The organism is Aeromicrobium sp. JP4, from assembly GCF_054957925.1.
Genome location: NZ_CM143290.1, coordinates 2896832 through 2918076, shown reverse-complemented (window position 1 = coordinate 2918076; position 21245 = coordinate 2896832). Strand labels below are relative to the sequence as shown.

Genomic DNA, 21245 nt, shown 5'->3' with positions numbered 1-21245 from the left:
GACGTCGCGTCAGGGTCAAGTCCGACCCGCCACCGCGCTGTCGGCGCCATCCGATTCTGTCAGTGGGGCCCACTACGTTGGGTTCATGAGCTGGAGTCGAGCGGTGGTCACGGGTGACGCGGTGCGTCGCGCGCGGGCGGTCGCGGAGTTCGAGGAGTGGGAGTTCGTCGCCTCGTTCCACGCCCAGCGCACCGCCGAGATCGACCGGACGGACGAGATCCCACTGTCGAAGGACCTCGCGCGCCGCGAGGTGACTCTCGAGCTGGCGCGAGCCCTCCACGTCACCGAGCACCAGGTCTGGGCGATGGTCAGCGAGTCCGCCGCCGTCGCCGCCCGGGTGCCCGGCGTGTGGCAGTCGTTCCGCGACGGTGACCTCGACGCGGTGCGGGTCACCGCGATCGCCGACACCGCCGAACGCCTCGAGACCCCGCAGGCTTGGGCCGTACTGGAGGCCTCGGCGCCCGACTACGCAGCCACCCACACGATCGCCGAGCTGCGCGCGTGGCTGCGCCGGCTCCGCGCTCGCCTCGAGCCCGACGAGGCCGAGGCCGAGCGGGCACGGGCCGTCGAGCAGCGCCGCGTCTCGATCACCCACAACGACGACGGCACCTCGTGGCTGAACGCGCTGCTGCCCACGGGCCTGGCCATCGCGGTCGGCGAGCGGCTCCGTCGGGCCGCGAAGGCCCTCCCGACGGTCGATCCGGAGTCGGGCGAGCGAGACCGTCGCACCCGCGACCAGAAGCAGGCCGACCTCGTCGCCGACTGGCTGACCTCCTGCACCGGCCCCGGCGACATCCGGGCCGAGATCGCCGTGAGCATCCACGCGACCGACCTCATCGGCCTCACGAACGGCCCGGGCCTCACCCTCGACGGCGAACCCGTCGGGGCCGACTGGGTCCGCGAGTTGGCCCAGTCCGAGCACGCCGTCTTCCGCAGGCTGGTCCTCGACCCGGTCGGCGAGGTCCTCGACACCACCGTCCTGGCCTACCGGCCACCCGAATCACTCAGACAAGCACTGAGATGGCGCGACGGAACCTGCCGGGTCGCCGGCTGCCGCGCCCCGGTCCACGAGACCGACCTCGACCACGCCAAGGCCTACGACAGCGGTGGCGCGACCACCGGATCGAACCTCCGCTGCCTGTGTCGCAAGCACCACAACATGAAGTCCCACGGTCATCTCGACGACCGCTTCCTCGATGCGCCCGTGCGGCACCTCGAGCGTTACGCCTTGACCTCTACTCAGTAATGCTATCTACTGGTACTCAACAACACTGAGTAGAGGGCAGGAGGAGCCACCGTGGGCGGCAAGCAGATGACCGAGATGCTCAAGGGCACGCTCGAGGGGATCGTCCTGGCGATCCTGGCAGCACGTCCGGCGTACGGCTACGAGATCACCTCGGGCCTGCGCGACCAGGGATTCACCGACATCGCCGAGGGCACGGTGTACGCCCTGCTCATCCGCATCGAGAAGCGCGGACTCGTCGACGTCGAGAAGGTCCCGTCGGAGAAGGGTCCACCGCGCAAGGTGTACTCGCTCAACGCTCAGGGACAGCAGTACCTCGACGAGTTCTGGGAGACGTGGAGCTTCCTGGCAGAACGGCTCGAACAGCTCCACGAAGGAGGCAAGTGACATGACGAACCCGATCACCCGCATGTTCGGCGAGAAGAAGCAGTGGCGGCAGTACAAGGCGCGATTGGCCGCACTCCCGCAGCCGCACCGTGCGGCGGCGGAGGCGATCGAGCACTACCTCCTGAGGGTGGGAGCGGTGTTCGTGAGCGATGCCGACGGGCTGCTGCAGATGTTCGACGACATGGTCGAACTGTTCGAGCAGAGCGCCGCCGACGGCACCGCCGTGCGCGACATCGTCGGCGACGACCCGGTGGCCTTCGTGGAGGACTTCATCACGAACTACCCGTCCGGTCGCTGGCTGACGAAGGAGCGCCAGCGGCTCAACGAGGCAATCACGGAGGTGGGGTCATGAGCGCCATCGCCGTCCGCGGGATCCGCAAGTCGTTCGGTGACGTGGAGGTGCTGCGCGGGGTCGACCTCGAGGTCGCTCCGGGCAGCGTCTTCGCCCTGCTCGGCTCGAACGGGGCGGGCAAGACCACGCTCGTGCGGATCCTCGCCACCCTGCTCCGCCCCGACGCCGGCGAGGCCTCGGTGGCCGGGTTCGACGTGGGCACGCAGGCCGCCGAGGCGCGCGGGGCGATCAGCCTCACGGGCCAGTTCGCCGCCGTGGACGACATGCTGACCGGGCGCGAGAACCTCGTGCTGGTCGCTCGCCTGCGGCACCTCCCCGATGCGGGCGCGGTAGCGGACGAGCTGCTGCAACGGTTCGACCTCGCCGAGGCCGGCGGCCGCCGCGCGTCCACCTACTCCGGTGGCATGCGTCGTCGCCTCGACATCGCGATGAGCCTCATCGGCAACCCGCCGGTGATCTTCCTCGACGAGCCGACCACCGGCCTCGACCCGCAGGCGCGTCTCGAGGTCTGGCAGACGGTCAAGGCGCTCGCCGACGGCGGCACCACGGTGCTGCTGACGACGCAGTACCTCGACGAGGCGGAGCACCTGGCCGACCGCATCGCGATCCTGCACGACGGCCGGATCATCGCCAACGGCACGCTGGCCGAGCTCAAGCGGCTGCTGCCGCCGGCAAAGGTCGAGTACGTCGAGAAGCTACCCAGTCTCGAGGACGTGTTCCTCGCGATCCTCGAGAAGGAGGCAGCATGACCACGCACGGTGTTCGATGGACTGGCGGCAGCGACACGGCCGCACTGACCGGCCGCTCGCTGCGGCACATCCTGCGCAGCCCCGACACGATCATCACCACGACGATCATGCCGATCATGTTCATGCTGCTGTTCGTCTACGTGTTCGGCGGCGCGATCGAGGTCGGCACCGAGGCCTACGTCGACTACCTGCTGCCCGGGATCCTGCTGATCACCGTGGCGTCCGGCATCGCGTACACGGCGTTCCGGCTGTTCATGGACCTGCAGGGCGGCATCTTCGAGCGGTTCCAGTCGATGCCGGTGGCCCGGTCGTCGGTGCTGTGGGCGCACGTGCTGACGTCGCTCGTGGCGAACCTCGTGTCGCTCGCGGTCGTCGTCGGCGTGGCGCTGCTGATGGGCTTCCGCTCCGGCGCCGGACCGGTCGCCTGGCTCGGCGTGCTCACCCTGCTGGTGCTGTTCACCCTGGCGCTGACGTGGCTGGCGGTCATCCCCGGCCTCACCGCGAAGACCGTCGACGGGGCCAGCGCGTTCGCCTACCCGCTGATCTTCCTGCCGTTCCTCAGCTCGGCCTTCGTGCCGACCGAGACGATGCCGGGTCCGGTGCGCGCCTTCGCGGAGCACCAGCCGGTCACGTCGATCGTCGACGCGATCCGCGGCCTGCTCGACCAGGCGCCCGTCGGCAGCGACTTCGTGGTGGCGGTGGCCTGGTGCCTCGCCCTCCTCGTGGCCGCGTACGTGCTCGCGATGACCGTCTACCGCCGCAGGCTCTCCTGAGTCAGCGCGTGAGACGGACGGGCCCGGGCAGCGAGAGCTTGTCCGGGTTCCGCACGATGTGCAGGGCCGTCACCACGCCGCCCTCCACCACGGCGGTCGCGATCGCGGTCACGGCTCCGGCCTCGCTGATCACGAGGCCGTTCTCGCCGTTGATCCACACCGGCTCCACCCGCATGTCGGCCGGCATCACGCCGGCCAGGAAGCGCAGCACCTTGTCGCGGCCCTGGATCGGCCGGCGCGCCGCGCTGACCTTCCCTCCCCCGTCGCTGATCAGCACGACGTCCGGTGAGATCACGTCCAGCAGCTGCTGCAGGTCGCCCTCGGCGATCGCACGCTGGAACCGCACGAGCACCTCGTTGCGCTCCTGCGCCGTGACCTCCGACCTCGGCCGCCTGGCGGCCACGTGGGCTCGCGCCCGCCGCGCGATCTGTCGCACGTTGTCGGGCGTGCGGTCCACCGCCGCGGCGATCTCGTCGTACGGGAGGTCGAAGACCTCGCGCAGCACGAACACCGCGCGCTCGGTGCTGCCGAGCGTCTCCAGGACCAGCAGCATCGCGGTCGAGACCGACTCGGCGAGCGCCACGTCCTCCGCGACGTCCGGCACCGTCTCGAGCGGCTCGGGCAGCCACGGCCCGACGTACGACTCGCGCTGGCGAGCCAGCGTGCGCAGGCGGTTGAGCGCCAGCCGGGTCGCGATCCGCACGAGGTAGGCGCGCGGCTCCTGCACGTCCTCGCGGTCGTCGGCGCTCCAGCGCAGCCAGACCTCCTGCACCACGTCCTCGGCGTCCGCCGCGGTGCTGAGCATCTCGTAGGCCACGGTGAACAGCAGCGGGCGGTGCGCCGTGAACTCGGCGAGGACGTCCGTCACTGAGCTTCCACCTTCGGGCCCTCCACCAGGGGCAGCTCGCACACGTCGCTGAACCCCTGGCTGGCCAGCCCCGCCGCCGAGTTGAAGCGCGATCGTTGGTTCTCCACGGCCACCATCATGGTCAACTCCACGAGTGCCGCGTCGCCCAACGCCTCACGCAGGCTCGCGACCTGCTCGTCCGTGACGGTCGGCGGGGTCGCCGTGATGGCCTCCGCATAGGCCATCACGTCGCGCTCCAGGGGCGTGAAGGCGTCGGAGTCGCGCCAGCGGGGCACCTCGCGCACCTTGCGCTCGTCGAGCCCCTCGTCGTGCGCCAGGTAGTAGCCGAAGTCGAGGCACCAACTGCACCCGATGCTCGCGGCCGAGGCCATCACCGCGTACGACTTGAGGTGCGGGTCGAGGGCGTCCCACGTGCCGACGCGCCGCTCCCACGCCAGCACCGAGCGGAGCACCTTCGGGTGGTGCCACATCACCGGCACCAGGTCGGGGACGCGCCCGTACATCCGGCGAGCGGCCGCCGAGACGGCGCGGGCCACCGGCGAGGTCATCGGTGCGGCGGGGATCCGGAACGAGCTGGTCATGGCTTCTCCTTCGTCGGACCTCGGTCGAGGTCGCTCAGCATGAAGACACCGGCCGCGGCCGTTCCGTGACACCCGTGGAGGAGGATGGCCGCATGACCTCCTCCCCTCAGCCACGGTGGTTCACCGACACCCAGCCCGGCCACTCGCAGTGGTTCATCGAGCGCTTCCGCGCCCTGGAGGCCGGGGGCAAGGACCTGCTTGGCGAGGCGCGGTTCGCCGACATGCTGGCCGAGCGCGGGTCGCGGATCCTCGACGCGGGCTGCGGCACCGGCCGGATGGCCGCGGCGCTGCAGGCGGCCGGCCACGTCGCGTTCGGCGTAGACGTCGATCCTGAGCTCATCGCGGCCGCGGAGACCGACCACCCCGGCCCGTCGTACGCCGTCGCGGACCTCAGCGAGCTGACGACGACCGACGTCGGCGGCGAGCTGGTGGACCTCGTGATCTGCGCCGGGAACGTGCTGGTCTTCGTGGCGCCCGGGACGGAGCTGCGTGTCCTCGAGCGGCTCTGCGAGGTGACCCGCCCGGGTGGGCGCGTCGTGATCGGCTGCCGTCCGGAGGCGACCTACCCGTTCGAGCAGTACGACGCCGACCTGGCCACGCTGGCGAGCCGCGGGATCGCACGCGTCGAGCACCGCTTCTCCACCTGGCACCTCGATCCGTTCGAGGCGGACTCCGATTTCGCGGTCACCGTCCTGAGGCGCGGGGAGGCGAGTTCCGACGTAGCGTGAAGGGGAACCCACCTCGAAGGAGATCCCCCATGAAGCTGAGCCATGTCCCGCTGCGACTCGCCACCGGAGCGTTCATCCTCAACAGCGGCCTGAACAAGCGGAACCTCCCGCCCGAGGCAGCAGCAGGTCTTCAGGGCATGGCGACCAACGCCGTCCCGCAGGCGGGCGACATGGAGCCGGAGGCGTTCGGCAAGGCGCTGAGCAAGGCCGAGATCGCCCTTGGCGCTGCCCTGCTGGCGCCCTTCGTGCCGTCGGCCGTCGCCGGGGCCGCCCTCACCGCGTTCGGCGGCGGGCTGATCAAGATGTACCTCAGCACGCCGGGCATGACCGCCGAGGGATCGAGCTTCCGACCGAGCCAGGACGGCACGGCCATCGCGAAGGACATCTGGCTGGTCGGCGCCGGCCTCAGCCTGCTCATCAGCGGACTGACCCCGAAGAAGCCCCTCATCGGCAAGTGATCAGCAGGCGGCGTCCGCATCGTCCTCGGTGAGGGCGATGCGGGCGACCACCGCCTCCGCCGCCTCGCGCAGTGTGGCCAGCTGGGCCGGCGTGAGCACGTCGAAGAACAGCTCTCGCACCTGCCCCACGTGCGCCGGTGCGGCGGAGTCGATGGCGGCCCGGCCGCTCTCGGTGATGCTCACCAAGGGGGCCCGACCGTCGTCCAGGCAGGCGTCGCGGCGCACGAGTCCCCGTTGCTCCATCCGGCGCACGTGATGGGCCAGTCGGCTCTTCTCCCAGCGCAGGTGGCAGCGGAGCTCGCGCGCACGCAGGACCCCGTCGGGCGCCTCCGAGAGGTTCGCCAGCACGGCGTAGTCCGCCGCCGAGATGTCGGACTCGGCCTTCAGGCCCTGCGCGAGGGCCGTCATCAGGTCGTCGTGCATCGCCAGGACGCTGCGCCACGTGCGTTGCTCCTCCGCGTCGAGCCACTCAGCCACGGTGCGCCCCGCGTTCGGCGGTGACGAGCTCGCGGACCGCGGGAGCGACCTCCGCGGCGAACCTCTCGGTCGTGGCGGTGTCGTCCGAGGGAAGGATGAAGCCGCTCGTGCCGTAGGTCAGCGCGATCTCCGCGAGCTGCTCCGCGGAGAGGTCCCCGGCCAGGTTGAGGAAGCGACGGATGTCGCGCGGGTCGCGACCCGCGCCCGTCGCCGCGTCGTCGATGCGCCGGTTCATGTCGGCCAGCTCCGCCGGGCCCTTCTCGAGGTAGGCCAGCGACGGGAGCCAGCCGTCGGCCACCCGACCGGTCATGCGCAGGATGCGCGGCTTGTAGGCGCCGACCCAGATCTCGACCGGGTGCGCCGGAGCCGGCCCCCGCTTGGTGCCGTGCACGTCGTAGTGCTTCCCCCGTACCGACAGGACGCTCGTGTCCTCGGTGTCCCAGATCCCGCGGATGATCGCGATGGCCTCCTCGAGCGCCTCGATCGACTCGCCGGGCGTGCGCCGGGGGCCGCCCATGGCCTCGACGCCGTCCCAGAAGGCGCCGGCGCCGAGGCCCAGCTCGACCCGGCCGCCGCTGAGCTGGTCCAGCGTCGCGATCGAGCGCGCGAGCACGGCGGGCGGCCGCAGGGGGAGGTTGGTGACGTTCGCCGCCAGCCGGATCCGCTCGGTCTTGGCGGCGGCGTACGCGAGCAGCGTCGACGTGTCGTGGAACTTCGCGACGTAGGGGTGGTCCTGGAACGTCACGAGGTCCAGGCCCGCGCGGTCGGCGACGATCGCCTGCTCGACCGCCCGGTGGACGGGCCGGTTCACGGGGGTCACGAAGGTGCCGAACAGCAGCTCGTGGCCGTAGTCGGTGGTGTGGGTCATGAGGCACTCCTCGTCTCGGCGGGGGTGATGTTGAAGTTGTCGCGGAACAGGTTGCTGGGGTCGAGCTCGGCCTTGAGCCGACGCAGACGCTCGAGGGTGGCGGGCGGGAACGCGTCGGTGATCCGCTCAGGGTCCCGTCCGCTCTCGAAGCTGAGGTACAGGCCGTTCGACTGGCGACGCACGGGCTCGAACCACGGCTCGAGGCGCTGCGCGTTCGAGCCCATCACGGTGAGCGAGAAGCCCGCGTCGCGGTGCGCGTAGGCCGTGGCGTCCGCCGGCACGTCGGCGATCGCGCCGCCGACCGTGCGGATCTGGAAGAAGTGCGAGGCTCCGCTGTTGATCAGGTCGGCCGACGCGGACGCGAAGCCCGGCGTGATCTCGCGCGCGAGGACCGAGCGGGAGACCGGCTCGCCGCGACCCTGGTGCGGGGACTCGGGGAACATGTTCATCACCGCGGCGTACGGGGCGATCACGACCTGCTGCTGCGTCAGCGGTGCGGCCTCGGCGAACGGCTGGAGCTGGCCGATGATCACCTCGGGGTCGGCGGAGTCGACCATCGCCATGATCTGCGCCATGCCCTGCCCGAGGATGAGGAAGGGCGTGGTCTCGCGCGGCAGCTCGGCGACCACCCGACCGAAGGACTCGAGGTAGGCCGCGGGGTCGGGGGCGCGGAACGTCAGCTGCGCCCAGCCGACGTCGCCCACCTCGTCCACGACGAACTCGAACGCGACGGCGACGCCGAAGTTCGCCCCGGCACCGCGAGCCGCCCAGAACAGCTCGGGATTCTCGTCCGCGGTGGCGCGCACGAAGGTGCCGTCGGCCAGCACCATCTCGGCGGCTGTGAGGTGGTCGATCGTGAGGCCGTACTTGCGTCCGAGGAACCCGATGCCGCCCGCGGTCGCCAGCCCGCCGACGCCGACTCCCCCGTAGTCGCCGGAGCTGAGCGCCCAGCCGTGCGGCTGCAGCGCGGTCGCCACGTCACGCCAGCGGGCGCCGGGACCGATGCGGACGAGTCGGCTTTCCTCGTCGAGCACGGTGATCTCGTCGAGCCGGCCGAGGTCGATGACCAGTCCGCCGTCGTTCGTGGAGCGGCCGCTGATCCCGTGGCCGCCACTGCGGATGCCGAGCGGGAGGTGCCGGTGGGTGCGCGCGAACTCGATCGCGCTGACGACCTCGTCGACGGTGGACGGACGCAGCACGAGGCCCGGGTCGCCGCCGCGCAGGTAGGTGGAGCGGACGGAGGCGAACGCGGGGTCGCCGGGTTCCACGGCGGTCTCGGCCAAGCCCTCGGGGACGAGGTCGTACCCGATGCCGGGGCGACGCAGAGCACGGACGTCGGCGCGACGGATCGGGCGGTCGGACAGCGTGCCGGGCGGCAGGGTGCGCTCGGCGCCCGCGCGGACGGCGTGCACCAGCCCCTCGTCCAGGGTGTCCGCCTGGAGCACGAAGGAGCTGACACCGTGCTCGACGACCAGCGTGACGAGGTCCTCGGCGGAGCGCTCCTCGCTCATCACGACCGCGCGGCGGATCTCCCTGACGTCGCGGCCGGCCTCGGTCGCGGCACGGTCGACGGCGGCGTTGACGTCGGCGCCGAACTCGTCCAGGTCGACGATCAGCCCGTCGGCGATCCGGCCCGCGAGCGCGACGATCTCCGGATCCGCTCCGCTCAGCCAGATCGGGATCAGCCGGTCGACCTCCAGGGCGCGAACGGCCTCGAACACGGCTGTCACCGCGTCCGCGTCGTCGGACTCGAGCACGAGCTCCAACCGGCCGCCCGACAGCGACTGGAGACTGCCAGCGGCCCGCGCGACCATCGCTGGGGACCGATCGTCCACCGCGATCCGCGGCATGAGCACCACGTTCTCCGTGCGCGCGGCCGACCACGCAGCGAGCGTCAGCGCGTCGGCACCGGCCAGGACCGCGACGTCGTGGCCCGTCTCAGCGGGAGCCGATGTCTCGACACCGAACCGCAGTGGGTGTCCGTAGTTCTGAATGGTTGACACATCAACATCTTACCCCCGCGATCACGGGCGGACTTGACCGCCGCGAAGTCGTCGGCGAGCGAAGCCCTCACCTCCGGCGCGGACGCGGCGCGACTCGCGCAGAGCGAAAGGCGGCCCCAGGTGGGATGGGGCCGCCTTCCTGCTTCCCTCAGAACCGCGAGAAGGGCTTCGGCGTGGCGTAGCCGAAGGTGGCGTTCTCGGCGAACGCGTTGACGCCGAAGGTGGCGTTGAGCGCGCCGGCGGCGGTGTCGGTGAGCGTGAGCTTCACCGCGCCGAGGTCACGACGGTCCGACGTGCGGATCTTGAACAGGTCGACCCGACCGACGTTGCCGACCGTGCCCGAGACGTTGCCGCTGACGCGCAGCCGCGCGAGGTCGATGTTGAAGTCCGAGACCGTGATCGTCGAGGCGCCGGCGCTGAGGTTCAGGCCGCCGCTGTGCTTGATCCGCAGACCCTTGAGGCTGTACCCGGTGATCGGGAACTTCGCGGCGAGCGTGCCCTTGTAGGCACCGGCCTTGGCGCCCTGGACCGGCGCGGGCGTGATGCCCGCGCTGCCGATGAGCTCGTACACGGCCGGAGCGACGGCGACGCGCGTGTAGCCGACCTTCTTGGCGGTGCTCTTCGATGCGGCTTGTGCGGGTGTTCCCATGGCGGTCGCCATCCCCAGACTCAGGACGACCGTCAGCAACGCGAGGATTGCCTTCTTCATGATGTTCCCCTTTTCAGCGGCCGGAGCTTCCGACCTCCTGAGGGGGCTTCGGAGACGTCGGCGATCCGGATGGGAACACGTCCGAGGGCTGGGATTCCAAGCCTAATCAGGCGCGGTGGGCCTTCCAGATCCCCATCATGAAGAGGCTGATCGCCGACGCGATCGCGAGCGCGGTCCACGCGGCCACCGGGCCCGAGACGTACCCCGTGCGGGCCGGTCCCATGCTCAGGAGCGCCACGAGAGCGGCTCCCCACGCCACGAGAGCGACGACGAACCCGACGCCGAGGATGATCCCGCCGAGGCGAGGTGGCTTCGTGCCCTCGAGGTGGGACTGGTCCTGGGGCTGCCCGACGTGCGGGACGTGGACGTGCGGTAGATGGAGGTGCGCGGTCGCCATGATGCTCTCCGTTCGCCAGGGTCACATCGACCTGTCATTCGACTGTACGCCTGCAACTCCGGGACGACAACCGCCTCGGCGCGGCCTCGCGGCGAGCCCGAGAACCTGCTTGACTGAGCCGTGAACAAGCGTTCACGACTTCCCGAACGGACCCTGAGTGACCTCCTCCCCACCCTCCGCGGCCGCGACGCAGCGGACCGCGCCGCCGGCGCGCAGTGCCGCGCTGATCGTGACGACGCTGTCGCTGTGCGGCATCGTCGTGTCACTGCAGCAGACGCTCCTGCTGCCCCTGCTGCCGATGCTGCCCGACCTCGTGGGCGCCTCGGCCGACGACACCTCGTGGCTCGTGACCGCGACCCTGCTGACCGGCGCCATCGCCACGCCGACCGTCACGCGACTGGCCGACATGTACGGCAAGCGCCGGATGATCGTGCTGGCGCTCGGGATCTCGGTCCTGGGCTCGCTGGTCGGCGCGGTGAGCGACGACCTCGCCCTGCTGATCCTCGCCCGCGCCCTCCAGGGCGTCGGCACGGCGGTCGTCCCGGTCGGCATCGCGATCATGCGCGACGAGCTGCCGCGCGAGCGGATCCCCCTCGGCGTCGCCCTGATGAGCGCGACGCTGGCGATCGGCGCCGGGGTCGGCCTCCCCGTGGCGGGCCTGATCTCCGAGCACCTCGACTGGCACGCGATCTTCTGGGTGACCGGGGCCGTCGGCCTGGTCCTGCTGGTCGCCGCCATGGTGGTGCTCCCCGAGTCCCCGGTCCGCACGCGCGGCACGTTCGACATCCGCGGGGCCGTGCTGCTCTCCGGCGCCCTGACCGCGCTCATGCTCGCCATCTCCAAGGGTTCGATCTGGGGCTGGACCTCGCCGACCACGCTCGGTCTCGTCGCCGGCGGCGGCATCCTGCTCGCGATCTGGGTCCCCGTGGAGCTGCGCACCCCGAGCCCGCTGGTCGACCTGCGCGTCTCGTCGCGGCGCGCGGTCGTCCTGGTGAACTCGGCGTCCGTGCTCATCGGATTCGCGATGTTCGCCAACATGCTGCTCACCACGCAGCTCCTCCAGCTCCCGGAGGAGTCGGGCTACGGACTCGGACTCGGCGTCCTTGAGACCGGATGGTGGATGGTTCCCAACGCGGCGGCCTTCGGCCTCATGGCACCGGTCTCGGCCTGGCTCACGCGGCGGTTCGGTCCGCAGGTCACGGCGCTGTCCGGCTGCCTCATCATGAGCGTCACGTACGTCGCGCGCGTGTTCTTCAGCGACAACCTCACCCAGATCGTGATCGGCTCGGTCGTGGTCGGTGCGGGCACGGCCATGGTCTACGGGGCGCTGCCCACGATGATCATGCGCGCCGTCCCCGTGACGGAGACGGCCTCCGCGAACGGCCTCAACGTCCTGCTGCGCTCGATCGGCACCACGACCGCCAGCGCCATCGTCGCGGCCGTCACCTCCGCGTCGATCGTGACGATCGGCGGTGAGGAGGCGACCAGCGAGGGCGCCCTCAAGCTGCTGTTCTGGATCGCGGCGGCGGCGGCGATCCTGAGCGCGGCAGTCACGTTCCCGACCCTGCGGATGCCGGACTTCGCGCCCGAGGCGGACCGCTCCGGGACCGCGACCACGAGCCGGCCCACGCGTGTGGTGCGCGGCCGGGTCGTCGACGAGCACGCCCGGCCGGTGCGGAACGCCGTCGTCACCGTGCTGACCACCGAGGGCGCCGCCGTCGACTGGGGCCAGGCCGACTCCGAGGGGCAGGTCAGCGTCGCCGTGCCGGGACGCGGCGACTACTTCGTCGTGACCTCCGCCGACGGTTGGCAGCCCCGGTCGCGCATCGTCACCCTCGACGACGACTCCCGGTTCCCGCCCCTCGTCCTGCGCCACCGGCTGACGCTCGAGGGCACGATCAGCGACACCGACGGCGCCCCGATCTCGGGCGCCCTCGTGATCCTGACCCACCACGCCGGCGAGGCGGTGCACTCGACGCGCACCGACGAGGACGGTCGCTACGCGGTGCCGCGACCCGCCAACGGCCGCTACGTGCTCAGCGCCATCGCGGACAACGGCGCGACGGGGGCCCGTCCCGTCACCGTGTGGGAGGCCAACCGCACCGCGGACCTCACGCTGGGGACACCCCTCGCATGACGGCTCCCGAGGCGCCGGACCTGCACGCCGCAGTATGGGGCGCAGCCGCCGAGCTGTTCGCGCGCAACGGCTACCCCGAGGTGACGATCCGCGCGATCGCAGCCCGTGCCGGCACCTCCCCCGCCCTGGTGATGAAGGTCGCCGGCAGCAAGGAGGAGCTGTTCCACCGCACGGCGACGATCAGCGCACCGGCCCTGCCCGACGTGCCCGTCTCGCACCTGGGACCGGCCCTCGTCGCCGAGCTCGTCGACCGGCAGCGGCGCGGGGACCTCGAGCACCTGGGCCGCGCGATGATGCTGCGCGTCAACGCTCCGGATCCCGAGTGCGTGAGGGCCAAGTTCCTCGGCGGCTACGTCGCGCCGCTGACCGAGGTCCTCGAGGGCCCGCGCCCGGAGCTGCGGGCCGAGCTGGCCGTCTCGGCCCTCCTCGGGCTGGCGACCACCCTGCGCTTCTTCGAGTCCCCGGCACTCCTCGCCGATCTCGATGCGGCGGAGGCCGCGTACGGGCCGATCGTGCAGCAGCTCCTCGACGCACCGTAGGGGAACCGGCGCGCCCGCCGGCCACTACCGGCATGCTTGCGACATGACGATCCTGGACGACAACCGGTACGTCGCGCTGGCCCGGCTGGTGCGACGCCACGGCAGGTCCGACCTCCTCGCCGGGGCCCAGCTCGACGAGTTCGACATCGACGACGAGACTCCCCTCGGCGACGCCGAGCGCGCGGAGGCCTTCGCCGACGACCTCGAGCGGATGGGCCCGACGTTCATCAAGCTCGGCCAGCTGCTGTCCACGCGCTTCGACCTCCTGCCCGCGTCGTACACGACGGCGCTGGAGCGGTTGCAGGACGAGGTCGAGCCGATCGAGTTCGAGGCCGTCCGCGAGGTCGTCGAGACGGAGCTGGGCGCCACGCTGCGGGAGCGCTTCACCGAGTTCGACCCCGAGCCGCTGGCCGCGGCCTCCCTCGGCCAGGTGCACCGGGCGGTGCTGCGCAACGGCCGCGAGGTCGTGGTGAAGGTGCAGCGCCCGGGAGTGCGCGACGTCGTGCGCGAGGACATGAAGGTGCTCGGCCGGCTCGCGCGGCTGGCCGACAAGCGCACCGAGGTCGGCCACCGGTTCGGCTTCGGCCGCCTGCTCGACCAGTTCCGCCGCTCCCTGGCCGGCGAGCTCGACTACCGCCGGGAGGCGCGCAACCTCGTCACCTTCGGCGAGCTCACCGCCGCGTACGACCTGCTGCTCGTCCCGCAGCCTGTGCCGGCGTACACCACCTCGAAGGTCCTGACCATGGACTTCGTGAAGGGCCGCAAGGTCACCGACATCGGCCAGCTGGGCCTGGTCGACCTCGATGCCCGGCCCATCGTCGAGCAGCTGTTCAGCGCCTACCTGCGGATGATCCTCGACGCCGGCATCCTGCACGCCGATCCCCACCCCGGGAACCTGCTGCTCACCGACGACGGCCGCCTGGCCCTGCTCGACCTCGGCATGACCGCGTCCGTGCCGCCGCGCGTCCAGCACGACATCATCAAGCTGCTGCTGGCCATCAGCGACGGTGACGGCGAGGAGACCGCCTCGATCCTCGCGAGCATGGGACACCCGCTGGACGGGTTTGACGCCGGCGCCTTCCGAGACGACGTGTCGCACCTGGTGTCCGAAGCGATCGCGAGCGGCGCCGACGTCGCCGTCGGAGCCGTGCTGGTCGACCTGAGCCGGTTGTCCGGTGCCCACGGGCTGCGCCCGCCCGCCGAGATGTCGATGGTGGGCAAGGCCCTGCTGAACCTCGACCGCTCGACGTCGCACCTCGACCCGGGCTTCTCCCCCGCCGAGGCCATCCGCGAGAACGTCAGCGACATCTTCACCGCCGGGCTCACCATGACGCCGGGCGGGATCGTCGCGGCCGCGATCGAGTCGAAGACCTTCGTCGCGGAGCTGCCCAAGCGCGCCAACCGGATCATGGACGCCCTCGCCGAGGGAGAGTTCCGGGTCAAGGTCGACGCGATGGACGAGCAGCGGCTGCACATGGTGCTGCAGCGGATCGCCAACCGCCTCACCCTCGGCATCATCATCGCCGCCACGATCCTCGGCGCGGCCCTGACGATGCGCGTCCCGTCGGAGTGGACGCTTCTGGGTTACCCCGGTCTGGCGATGCTGCTGTTCCTCTTCGCCGTGTGCTCCGGCATCGCCCTGGCCGTCTGGATCCTCATGACCGACCGCAAGGTCGCCCGCACCCAGCACCCGACGGGGCCGCCTTCCTAAGGCGCGTGGCCCGACTACGGTGGGCGAATGCCGACCGCCTCTCGCCCACGCCGGTTCGCCGCGGATCGCGCTGCGCGCTGGGGCGCCCTGGCACTGGTCGTGCGGCCGCTCTACATCGGCACCGAGATCCTCGTCGCGGCGGCGACGATCGGAGGCTATGACTTCCTCGCGGACACGGTCAGCCGGCTCGGCGAGATCGGCTGCTCACCTGACTTCTGCTCCCCCCGGCACGCGTGGATGAACGGATCCTTCGTGGCCTTCGGCGTCCTCCTGACCGGGAGCGCGGTGTGGCTGGCGCGACGCCTGGGGCCGTGGGCGGCGGGACTGCTGGTGATCGCGGGACTGAGCTCGATCGCGACCGGCCTGACGCCCCAGGACCAGGCCGGCGTCGCCCACGCGATCGCCGCGACTCCCCTCTTCATCGCCCAACCGGCGGCGCTGCTGGTGCTGGCCGCCCGGGTCCGAGGAGACCAACCGCACCTGTCGCGCCTGCTGTTCGCGACCGGCGCGATCACCGCTGCGGCCGCCGTGGGATTCGTCCTCGCCGGGGAAGGTGACGCGGGCCTGCTCGAGCGCCTCGCGCTGTGGCCCGTGGTGATCGCCTTGGCCGCGTTCGGCGTCGCCGAGCTTCGCTCCGGACCATGGACGCGCTGGCCTACGCCCTGAACCGGTACGTCTCCTCGTGCACCACCTCGTCGAGGGGTGACCGGTGCCGCCAGCCGAAGCGCTCGAGGTCAGGCACCTCCGGGAGGTCGTCGACCGCCCCGACGCACAGCCAGGCCACGGGTCGGACGCGATCCGGGAAGCCGACCAGGTCGGCCAGGAACTCCTCGCGGTAGAAGCTCACCCACCCGACGCCGAGGCCCTCGGCGGTCGCCGCGAGCCAGAGGTTCTCGATCGCGCAGACCACGGAGTAGAGTCCCGCATCTGCGATGGCATGGCGCCCCAACACGTGGGAGCCGCCGCGGTCGGGGTCGTAGCCCACCACCACGCCCAGCCCTGATTCGACGATCCCCTCAATCTTGATCCGGGCGAAGGTCTCCGCTCGCTCGCCGTCGAGCGAGCCGGCGAACACCTCACGCTCCTGTGCCACATGGTCGCGGAACGCCTCGAGCGTCCGCTGGGACCGGACGAGCACGAAGTCCCACGGCTGGCTCATCCCCACGCTCGGCGCGCAGTGGGCCGCCGCCAGGACCCGATGGAGCGCCTCCGGATCCACCGGCTCACCGGTGAACTCGCGGCGGGTGTCGCGGCGCCGATTGATCACGTCGTAGAGGTCCCTCACCACGTGCCGCTCCTCTCGTGCGTGACGAGGGTATCGGTGCAGCCCGCGGAGCGTCCGTCAGACCAGGATCGCGAGGAGCGCGAGCGAGGAGCCCGCGGCGATGGCCGTGGAGAGCGTCGCCAGGACCAGGGCGCGAGCGGGCACGGGCCACAGCTCCCGCATCCTGATCCCGAGGCCGAGACCGAACATGCCGGCCGCCAGGAGCACGTTGGTCACCACGCCCGCCACGGTCAGCGCGGACTCCGGCAGCACACCAATGCTCCGCAGCGCGACGGCGGCGATGAAGCCCACCACGAACCACGGAAGCAGGGGCGTCTTCCTCGAGCCCTCGTCCGCGCAGCGGCGGGCCACGAGGATCGACATGGGCGCGAGCATCGCGACCCGCCCGAGCTTCACGGTCGTGGCCAGCGCCACGGCTCCACCGCCGAGGACCGATCCTGCCGCGACGACCTGGGCCACCTCGTGGATGCTGGCGCCCGCCCAGACGGCCGCCTGGGCCTCGTCGAGTCCGATCAGGTGGGAGGCCCACGGGACGAGGGCGATCATGATCGATCCGAAGACCGTCACCAGGGCCACGGCCAGGGCCACGTCGCGCTGGCGGGCCCGCACCGTGTCGGCGACCGCCGCGATCGCGGCAGCACCGCAGATCGAGAAGCCGGCCGCCATGAGGGTCACGAAACGCGGCTCGAGGCGCAGCCGGGCGCCGATCGCGAGCGTGCCGTAGTACGTGATCAGGACGGTGCCGATGACCACGGCGACGCCACCCAGCCCGATTCCGAACACCGCGTCGATCGGCAGCTTGATGCCGAGCATGACGACGCCCCAGCGCAGCAGCAGCTTCGTGAGCCGCTCCTGGTCGTGGAGGATCCGGTGCCGGGCGAGAGGCGTGTTCGTGACGACGACGCCGAGCACCAGCGCGACCAGGAGCGGGCTCGCGAGGGGGAACAACAGGTTCACCCCGGCCGCGATGGCGGCCGCGACGAGCGCCGGCGCGAGCCGGTATCCCGAGGTCCGGGCGTCGAGGGTGAGGGCCATACCTCGACCATCGCCGAGTGCGGTCCGCGGCGGTAGACCCCGCGATCGACGTGGGATATAAACAAAGGTGATGACTCCCGACGTCGACATGGAGACCCTGCGCCTGCTGGTGGACCTCGCCGAGCTGAACAGCCTCAGCGCGGCGGCCCAGGCCCGGGGCATCAGCCAGCCGGCCGCGAGTGCCCGACTCCGCGCGTTCGAGGCTCGCTGGCGGGTGACGGTCGCCGACCGGTCGCCGCGGGGAACGGCCCTCACGACCGACGGGCTCGCGATCGTCTCGTGGGCCCGCACCGTGCTGCACGAGGTCGACCTCATGCGGGCCGCCCTCACGGCCCTGAGCGACGAGCGGCACGCCGAGCTCGAGGTGGCCGCGAGCCTGACGATCGCCGAGTTCATCCTGCCGCGCTGGCTCGGCGAGCTCCGCAGCCGATCCGTGGTCGTCCGGCCCCGGCTCCACGTCGTCAACAGCGAGAAGGTGGCCGAGCTCGTCCGCTCGCGCACGGTGGACGTCGGATTCATCGAGAGCGCCGCGGTCCCCCGCGACCTCGCCCACCGGCTCGTCGGGTCGGACCAGCTGGCCGTGGTCGTCGACCCGCGCCACCCGTGGGCCCGGCGCAGCACCCCCGTCCCGCACGAGGCACTGCGGAACGAGGCATGGGTGCTGCGCGAGACCGGCAGCGGCACCCGCAGCACGTTCGAGCGTGCGCTGCGCTTCGAGCCCCAGCTCGCGATGGAGGCCGACTCCACGACGGCGCTGATCGGTGCCGCGCGAGCGGGGGTCGGCCCGGCCGTCGTCTCCCGGCGCGCCGTCGCCTCCGAGCTCGAGACCGGACGGCTCGTGGAGGTCCCCACCGACCTCGATCTCTGGCGGCCGCTCACCGCCATTTGGCTGATGGAGCGGCGCCTGCCGGACTCGGCCGACGCCCTGCTGCGCATCGCCCGCGCGGGGACGACCCGGCGACAGACGACCTAGGACCAGCACACCGGCCAGGGGGCGGGCGCCGCCGTCAGGCGACCCACTCGACGAGCTGCCAGATGATGCCGTTCGGGTCGGCGAACTGGCAGTAGCGCTCGCCCCACGGCTCGGTCTCGGGTGGCGTCACCACGCGGGCGCCGGCGGCCTCGATGCGCTGGAACTCGGCATCGAGCCCGTCGACGACGCACACCAGGAGCAGCCCGTCACCCGCGGAGCCCGCGGCCTCGCGAGGCTTGAACGTCGGCAGGCCCGTGGCGAGGAAGATCAGGTGCGAGCCGGTGCCGGCGTGCTGGAGCGAGACGAAGCCCTCGGCGGACATCGCCTCGGTGTAGCCGAAGTGGGTGCGCGCGAACTCCGCGGACGCCTCGACGTCGGGGACGTTGAGCGACACGGCGGTCTGGGTGATGTTCATGGGTGCCTCCCGGCGTTAAACTCTGTACAACGTACAAGGTAACGCACCGAACGCTGAATCGATTCCCCATGCCGAGAGACCTGATCGACCTGCTGTGGCGGGACAGCCCGCTCGCTCCCCCGCCGCGCCGTCGGGGCCCCCGTGCGACGCACACCACCGGCGACGTCGTCGTGCAGGCGATGGCGCTGGCCGACGAGGGCGGACTGACCGCCGTGACGATCCGGGCGGTCGCGGAGTCGCTCGGGCTGACGACGATGTCGGTCTACACGCACGTCAACGGCCGCGACGACCTCCTCGTGCTGATGGCCGACCGCGCCCACGCCGAGATGGAGCCGCCGGCGTTCGGACGCGCGCGGTGGCGCACTCGCGTGCGACGCGTCGCCGAGGCCCATCTCGAGCTGCTGCGGGCGCGACCCTGGCTGCTGGGGGTCGACGATCCGCGGACGGCCCTGGGGCCCGGCACGATCGCGAAGTACGACCACGAGCTGCACGCGTTCGACGACACCGGTCTCGACGACCTCGACCGCGACGCGGCGCTCGCCTTCGTACTCGACTTCGTCCGGTCGACGGCATCCCGCATGGCGCAGGCGTCCGCAGCCGTCAACATGGCCGAGGAGTGGGAGCGGTCTGCCCCGTCGCTCGCGACCTACCTCGGCACGGACCTCGCGCTGGCCCAGCGGGTCGGCCGCGCCGCAGGCGAGAGCATGCAGGGTCCCTACGACGCGCACCGCGCGTGGGAGTGGGGCCTCACCCGCGTGATCGGCGGCCTGGCGGAGATCATCGAGGACTCCTGATTCGGCTGCGGTGGCATGCTTTCCCCAGGGGAGATCTTTCCCAGGAGGTGCCCCCATGCGCCGTGAGCCGCTGCCCGCCATCGTGCTGGCGCTGCTCGTCGCGGCCTCGCTCGCGGCGTGGGTGACGTCCACCTCGGACGAGGGCGCGTCCGCGCGCGGCTCCCTCCTCGCGGAGGAGGCCGACGCGCTGCCCCGACCCGAGGTGACGCTGGCGTTCGGCGGAGACGTCCACTTCGAGGGTCGCCTCGCCCGGTCCGTCAGCCGGGGCGACAGCACGCTCGGCCCGCTGTCCGCCGCCCTCAGCGAGGCGGACCTGGCGATCGTCAACCTCGAAAGCGCGCTCACGTCCCGGGGATCCCGCGCGCGCAAGGAGTTGGAGACCCCGTCGGCGCGCTACTGGTTCCGGAGCCCTCCGGCGGCCCTGGACGTGCTGGCCCGGTCAGGCGTGGACGTCGTCTCCCTGGCGAACAACCACGCCGGTGACTACGGCGGGGTGGGCGTGCGCGACGCCCTCCGCGCCGGGCGGCGCGGTCCCGTCCGGGTGGTCGGCATCGGCCGGAATGCCGACGAGGCCTTCCGTCCGCAGGAATTCGAGGTGAAGGGGGTCACCGTCGCCGTGCTCGCGGCCGACGCGTCCACCCGCGAGAGCCGCGACCCGGTCTGGGCGGCCGGGCCGACCTGGGGCGGCATCGCCGCGGCGCGCGTCCCGCGCACCGACCGCCTGCTCGCCGAAGTGCGCGCCGTGGCCGAGCGCGCGGACCTCGTGGTGGTCCAGCTGCACTGGGGCGCCGAGGGCGCGACGTGCGCGACCGAAGACCAGGTGACGCTCGCGAAGTCACTGGCGGACGCGGGCGCCGACGTCGTCACGGGCTCCCACTCGCACACGCTGCTCGGAAGCGGCCTGCTCGGCGACACCTACGTGAACTACGGGCTCGGCAACCTCCACTGGTACCACGGCAGGAACGCGGACACGGGGGTCCTGCGACTGCGGTTCCGCGGCGACGAGCTGGTCGGCGAGGAGTGGGTGCCCGGCCTCGTCCCGGAGCGGGGCGGCCCGGCCCGCGCACTGCGTGGGGCGGCGGCCGCCGCGGCGCAGGAGCGCTGGCAGTCGCGTCGCGCGTGCACCAGCCTCGTGCCCGTGGACGTCGACGGCACCGTCGAGGCCGGCACCGAGCTGCCGCCGTTCGAGGGCTCCGTCGAGCCGATCGGGGCCGCGCTGGCCAGCCGGATGGCGAGCAGCCACGACCCCGCCATGTGCCCGGTGCCATTGGACTCGCTGCGCTACGTCCGGGTGACGCACGTGGGCTTCGACGGCCGGGCCCGCGAGGGCGAGCTGGCCGTGCACGCCGATCACGCGGACGACCTGCTCACCGTCTTCCGCGAGCTCTACGAGGCGCGGTGGCCCATCGAGCGGATGCGCCTGGTCAGCGACTACGGCGGTGACGACGACGCGTCGATGGCCGCCAACAACACGTCGGGCTTCAACTGCCGGCGGGTGCTCGGACAGCCGAACTGGTCGCGCCACGCCTTCGGCGACGCCGTGGACCTCAACCCGGTGCAGAACCCCTACGTCACCTCCGGTCAGGTCCTGCCGGACGCCGGGGCGCCGTTCGCCGGCGTCGACCGCTCCCCCGGCGCCGAGACCGCGCCCGGGGTCATCCACGACGGCGACGTCGTCGTGAACGCCTTCGAGCGGATCGGCTGGATGTGGGGCGGGCGCTGGCCCGAGCCCGACTTCCAGCACTTCGCCGCACCCGAGTGAG

24 protein-coding genes are annotated in these 21245 nt (G+C 71.8%); 14 read left to right on the top strand and 10 right to left on the bottom strand.

Going from position 1 to position 21245, the window contains the following annotated elements; genetic code table 11:
- Positions 1-85 precede the first annotated feature (85 nt).
- From ACY1JX_RS14285 to ACY1JX_RS14265, 5 genes are all read left to right on the top strand, one after another.
- Positions 86-1246, top strand: a complete 1161-nt coding sequence (locus tag ACY1JX_RS14285; RefSeq protein WP_462564397.1) for an HNH endonuclease signature motif containing protein — start codon at positions 86-88, stop codon at positions 1244-1246.
- Positions 1247-1312: 66 nt separating this feature from the next.
- Positions 1313-1630, top strand: coding sequence for a PadR family transcriptional regulator (locus ACY1JX_RS14280; RefSeq protein ID WP_462565890.1), 318 nt, complete (start codon positions 1313-1315; stop codon positions 1628-1630).
- Between the two features lies 1 nt (position 1631).
- Entirely contained in the window at positions 1632-1982 is a 351-nt protein-coding gene (locus ACY1JX_RS14275) for a DUF1048 domain-containing protein (protein ID WP_181756448.1), read from the top strand.
- Complete coding sequence (locus ACY1JX_RS14270) at positions 1979-2731, top strand: ABC transporter ATP-binding protein (protein ID WP_462564396.1); 753 nt, start codon at positions 1979-1981, stop codon at positions 2729-2731. The genes ACY1JX_RS14275 and ACY1JX_RS14270 overlap by 4 nt, the downstream gene beginning before the upstream one ends.
- The gene (locus ACY1JX_RS14265; protein ID WP_462564395.1) at positions 2728-3504 is read left to right on the top strand and encodes an ABC transporter permease; all 777 of its coding nucleotides are present in this window, start codon (positions 2728-2730) and stop codon (positions 3502-3504) included. Before ACY1JX_RS14270 ends, ACY1JX_RS14265 begins: the two co-directional genes overlap by 4 nt.
- 1 nt (position 3505) lies before the next feature.
- On the opposite strand, the gene ACY1JX_RS14260 is transcribed toward ACY1JX_RS14265, so the two are convergent.
- Positions 3506-4372: an RNA polymerase sigma-70 factor gene (locus ACY1JX_RS14260; protein WP_462564394.1), complete on the bottom strand. Its 867-nt coding sequence runs from the start codon at positions 4370-4372 to the stop codon at positions 3506-3508.
- Complete coding sequence (locus tag ACY1JX_RS14255) at positions 4369-4953, bottom strand: carboxymuconolactone decarboxylase family protein (protein WP_462564393.1); 585 nt, start codon at positions 4951-4953, stop codon at positions 4369-4371. The genes ACY1JX_RS14260 and ACY1JX_RS14255 overlap by 4 nt, the downstream gene beginning before the upstream one ends.
- 92 nt (positions 4954-5045) lie before the next feature.
- On the opposite strand from ACY1JX_RS14255, the gene ACY1JX_RS14250 reads away from it, so the two are divergent.
- Both ACY1JX_RS14250 and ACY1JX_RS14245 read left to right on the top strand, forming a co-directional pair.
- The gene (locus ACY1JX_RS14250) at positions 5046-5681 is read left to right on the top strand and encodes a class I SAM-dependent methyltransferase (RefSeq protein WP_462564392.1); all 636 of its coding nucleotides are present in this window, start codon (positions 5046-5048) and stop codon (positions 5679-5681) included.
- Positions 5682-5710: 29 nt separating this feature from the next.
- Positions 5711-6139, top strand: a complete 429-nt coding sequence (locus ACY1JX_RS14245) for a hypothetical protein (RefSeq protein ID WP_462564391.1) — start codon at positions 5711-5713, stop codon at positions 6137-6139.
- Here the strand turns inward: ACY1JX_RS14245 and ACY1JX_RS14240 are convergent, their stop codons facing one another.
- From ACY1JX_RS14240 to ACY1JX_RS14220, 5 genes are all read right to left on the bottom strand, one after another.
- A complete protein-coding gene (locus tag ACY1JX_RS14240) occupies positions 6140-6616 on the bottom strand; it encodes a MarR family winged helix-turn-helix transcriptional regulator (RefSeq protein WP_462564390.1) in 477 nt (158 codons plus the stop codon).
- Positions 6609-7484: an LLM class flavin-dependent oxidoreductase gene (locus ACY1JX_RS14235; protein ID WP_462564389.1), complete on the bottom strand. Its 876-nt coding sequence runs from the start codon at positions 7482-7484 to the stop codon at positions 6609-6611. Before ACY1JX_RS14235 ends, ACY1JX_RS14240 begins: the two co-directional genes overlap by 8 nt.
- Complete coding sequence (locus ACY1JX_RS14230) at positions 7481-9487, bottom strand: LLM class flavin-dependent oxidoreductase (protein ID WP_462564388.1); 2007 nt, start codon at positions 9485-9487, stop codon at positions 7481-7483. Before ACY1JX_RS14230 ends, ACY1JX_RS14235 begins: the two co-directional genes overlap by 4 nt.
- Positions 9488-9635: 148 nt before the next feature.
- Positions 9636-10196 (bottom strand): hypothetical protein, encoded by a 561-nt coding sequence (locus ACY1JX_RS14225; protein ID WP_462564387.1) that lies wholly within the window; start codon positions 10194-10196, stop codon positions 9636-9638.
- 106 nt (positions 10197-10302) lie between these two features.
- Entirely contained in the window at positions 10303-10593 is a 291-nt protein-coding gene (locus tag ACY1JX_RS14220) for a hypothetical protein (RefSeq protein WP_181756436.1), read from the bottom strand.
- A gap of 157 nt (positions 10594-10750) precedes the next feature.
- On the opposite strand from ACY1JX_RS14220, the gene ACY1JX_RS14215 reads away from it, so the two are divergent.
- Genes ACY1JX_RS14215 through ACY1JX_RS14200 form a run of 4 tightly spaced genes read left to right on the top strand, consistent with a single transcriptional unit; the run spans position 10751 to position 15646 of the window.
- Complete coding sequence (locus ACY1JX_RS14215) at positions 10751-12730, top strand: MFS transporter (RefSeq protein ID WP_462564386.1); 1980 nt, start codon at positions 10751-10753, stop codon at positions 12728-12730.
- The gene (locus ACY1JX_RS14210) at positions 12727-13269 is read left to right on the top strand and encodes a TetR/AcrR family transcriptional regulator (RefSeq protein WP_462564385.1); all 543 of its coding nucleotides are present in this window, start codon (positions 12727-12729) and stop codon (positions 13267-13269) included. Before ACY1JX_RS14215 ends, ACY1JX_RS14210 begins: the two co-directional genes overlap by 4 nt.
- 43 nt (positions 13270-13312) lie before the next feature.
- Positions 13313-14980 carry an ABC1 kinase family protein gene (locus tag ACY1JX_RS14205; RefSeq protein ID WP_462564384.1) on the top strand — a complete coding sequence of 556 codons (1668 nt, stop codon included), beginning with the start codon at positions 13313-13315 and terminating at the stop codon, positions 14978-14980.
- 27 nt (positions 14981-15007) lie between these two features.
- Positions 15008-15646 carry a DUF998 domain-containing protein gene (locus tag ACY1JX_RS14200; RefSeq protein WP_462564383.1) on the top strand — a complete coding sequence of 213 codons (639 nt, stop codon included), beginning with the start codon at positions 15008-15010 and terminating at the stop codon, positions 15644-15646.
- Here ACY1JX_RS14200 and bluB read toward each other — a convergent pair.
- Together bluB and ACY1JX_RS14190 are read right to left on the bottom strand one after the other, a co-directional pair.
- Entirely contained in the window at positions 15636-16268 is a 633-nt protein-coding gene (bluB, locus tag ACY1JX_RS14195) for a 5,6-dimethylbenzimidazole synthase (protein ID WP_462564382.1), read from the bottom strand. The genes ACY1JX_RS14200 and bluB overlap by 11 nt on opposite strands.
- Positions 16269-16322: 54 nt before the next feature.
- On the bottom strand, positions 16323-17300 hold the full coding sequence (locus ACY1JX_RS14190) for a YeiH family protein (RefSeq protein ID WP_462564381.1): 978 nt from the start codon (positions 17298-17300) through the stop codon (positions 16323-16325).
- 70 nt (positions 17301-17370) lie between these two features.
- Here ACY1JX_RS14190 and ACY1JX_RS14185 point away from each other — a divergent pair, with 70 nt between their 5' ends.
- Positions 17371-18273, top strand: a complete 903-nt coding sequence (locus ACY1JX_RS14185; RefSeq protein WP_462564380.1) for a LysR substrate-binding domain-containing protein — start codon at positions 17371-17373, stop codon at positions 18271-18273.
- Between the two features lie 34 nt (positions 18274-18307).
- On the opposite strand, the gene ACY1JX_RS14180 is transcribed toward ACY1JX_RS14185, so the two are convergent.
- On the bottom strand, positions 18308-18688 hold the full coding sequence (locus tag ACY1JX_RS14180) for a VOC family protein (RefSeq protein ID WP_462564379.1): 381 nt from the start codon (positions 18686-18688) through the stop codon (positions 18308-18310).
- A 68-nt stretch (positions 18689-18756) separates the two neighbouring features.
- Here ACY1JX_RS14180 and ACY1JX_RS14175 point away from each other — a divergent pair, with 68 nt between their 5' ends.
- Positions 18757-19482, top strand: coding sequence for a TetR/AcrR family transcriptional regulator (locus tag ACY1JX_RS14175; RefSeq protein WP_462564378.1), 726 nt, complete (start codon positions 18757-18759; stop codon positions 19480-19482).
- A 55-nt stretch (positions 19483-19537) separates the two neighbouring features.
- Positions 19538-21244: a CapA family protein gene (locus ACY1JX_RS14170; protein ID WP_462564377.1), complete on the top strand. Its 1707-nt coding sequence runs from the start codon at positions 19538-19540 to the stop codon at positions 21242-21244.
- Position 21245 lies beyond the last annotated feature (1 nt).

Bases quoted from the DNA above. Each gene is read 5' to 3' on its own strand.
- ACY1JX_RS14285 (WP_462564397.1), top strand. From the start codon at position 86: ATGAGCTGGAGTCGAGCGGTGGTCACGGGTGACGCGGTGCGTCGCGCG.
- ACY1JX_RS14280 (WP_462565890.1), top strand. From the start codon at position 1,313: ATGACCGAGATGCTCAAGGGCACGCTCGAGGGGATCGTCCTGGCGATC.
- ACY1JX_RS14275 (WP_181756448.1), top strand. From the start codon at position 1,632: ATGACGAACCCGATCACCCGCATGTTCGGCGAGAAGAAGCAGTGGCGG.
- ACY1JX_RS14270 (WP_462564396.1), top strand. From the start codon at position 1,979: ATGAGCGCCATCGCCGTCCGCGGGATCCGCAAGTCGTTCGGTGACGTG.
- ACY1JX_RS14265 (WP_462564395.1), top strand. From the start codon at position 2,728: ATGACCACGCACGGTGTTCGATGGACTGGCGGCAGCGACACGGCCGCA.
- ACY1JX_RS14255 (WP_462564393.1), bottom strand. From the start codon at position 4,953: ATGACCAGCTCGTTCCGGATCCCCGCCGCACCGATGACCTCGCCGGTG.
- ACY1JX_RS14250 (WP_462564392.1), top strand. From the start codon at position 5,046: ATGACCTCCTCCCCTCAGCCACGGTGGTTCACCGACACCCAGCCCGGC.
- ACY1JX_RS14245 (WP_462564391.1), top strand. From the start codon at position 5,711: ATGAAGCTGAGCCATGTCCCGCTGCGACTCGCCACCGGAGCGTTCATC.
- ACY1JX_RS14235 (WP_462564389.1), bottom strand. From the start codon at position 7,484: ATGACCCACACCACCGACTACGGCCACGAGCTGCTGTTCGGCACCTTC.
- ACY1JX_RS14225 (WP_462564387.1), bottom strand. From the start codon at position 10,196: ATGAAGAAGGCAATCCTCGCGTTGCTGACGGTCGTCCTGAGTCTGGGG.
- ACY1JX_RS14220 (WP_181756436.1), bottom strand. From the start codon at position 10,593: ATGGCGACCGCGCACCTCCATCTACCGCACGTCCACGTCCCGCACGTC.
- ACY1JX_RS14210 (WP_462564385.1), top strand. From the start codon at position 12,727: ATGACGGCTCCCGAGGCGCCGGACCTGCACGCCGCAGTATGGGGCGCA.
- ACY1JX_RS14205 (WP_462564384.1), top strand. From the start codon at position 13,313: ATGACGATCCTGGACGACAACCGGTACGTCGCGCTGGCCCGGCTGGTG.
- ACY1JX_RS14200 (WP_462564383.1), top strand. From the start codon at position 15,008: ATGCCGACCGCCTCTCGCCCACGCCGGTTCGCCGCGGATCGCGCTGCG.
- ACY1JX_RS14190 (WP_462564381.1), bottom strand. From the start codon at position 17,300: ATGGCCCTCACCCTCGACGCCCGGACCTCGGGATACCGGCTCGCGCCG.
- ACY1JX_RS14185 (WP_462564380.1), top strand. From the start codon at position 17,371: ATGACTCCCGACGTCGACATGGAGACCCTGCGCCTGCTGGTGGACCTC.
- ACY1JX_RS14180 (WP_462564379.1), bottom strand. From the start codon at position 18,688: ATGAACATCACCCAGACCGCCGTGTCGCTCAACGTCCCCGACGTCGAG.
- ACY1JX_RS14175 (WP_462564378.1), top strand. From the start codon at position 18,757: ATGCCGAGAGACCTGATCGACCTGCTGTGGCGGGACAGCCCGCTCGCT.
- ACY1JX_RS14170 (WP_462564377.1), top strand. From the start codon at position 19,538: ATGCGCCGTGAGCCGCTGCCCGCCATCGTGCTGGCGCTGCTCGTCGCG.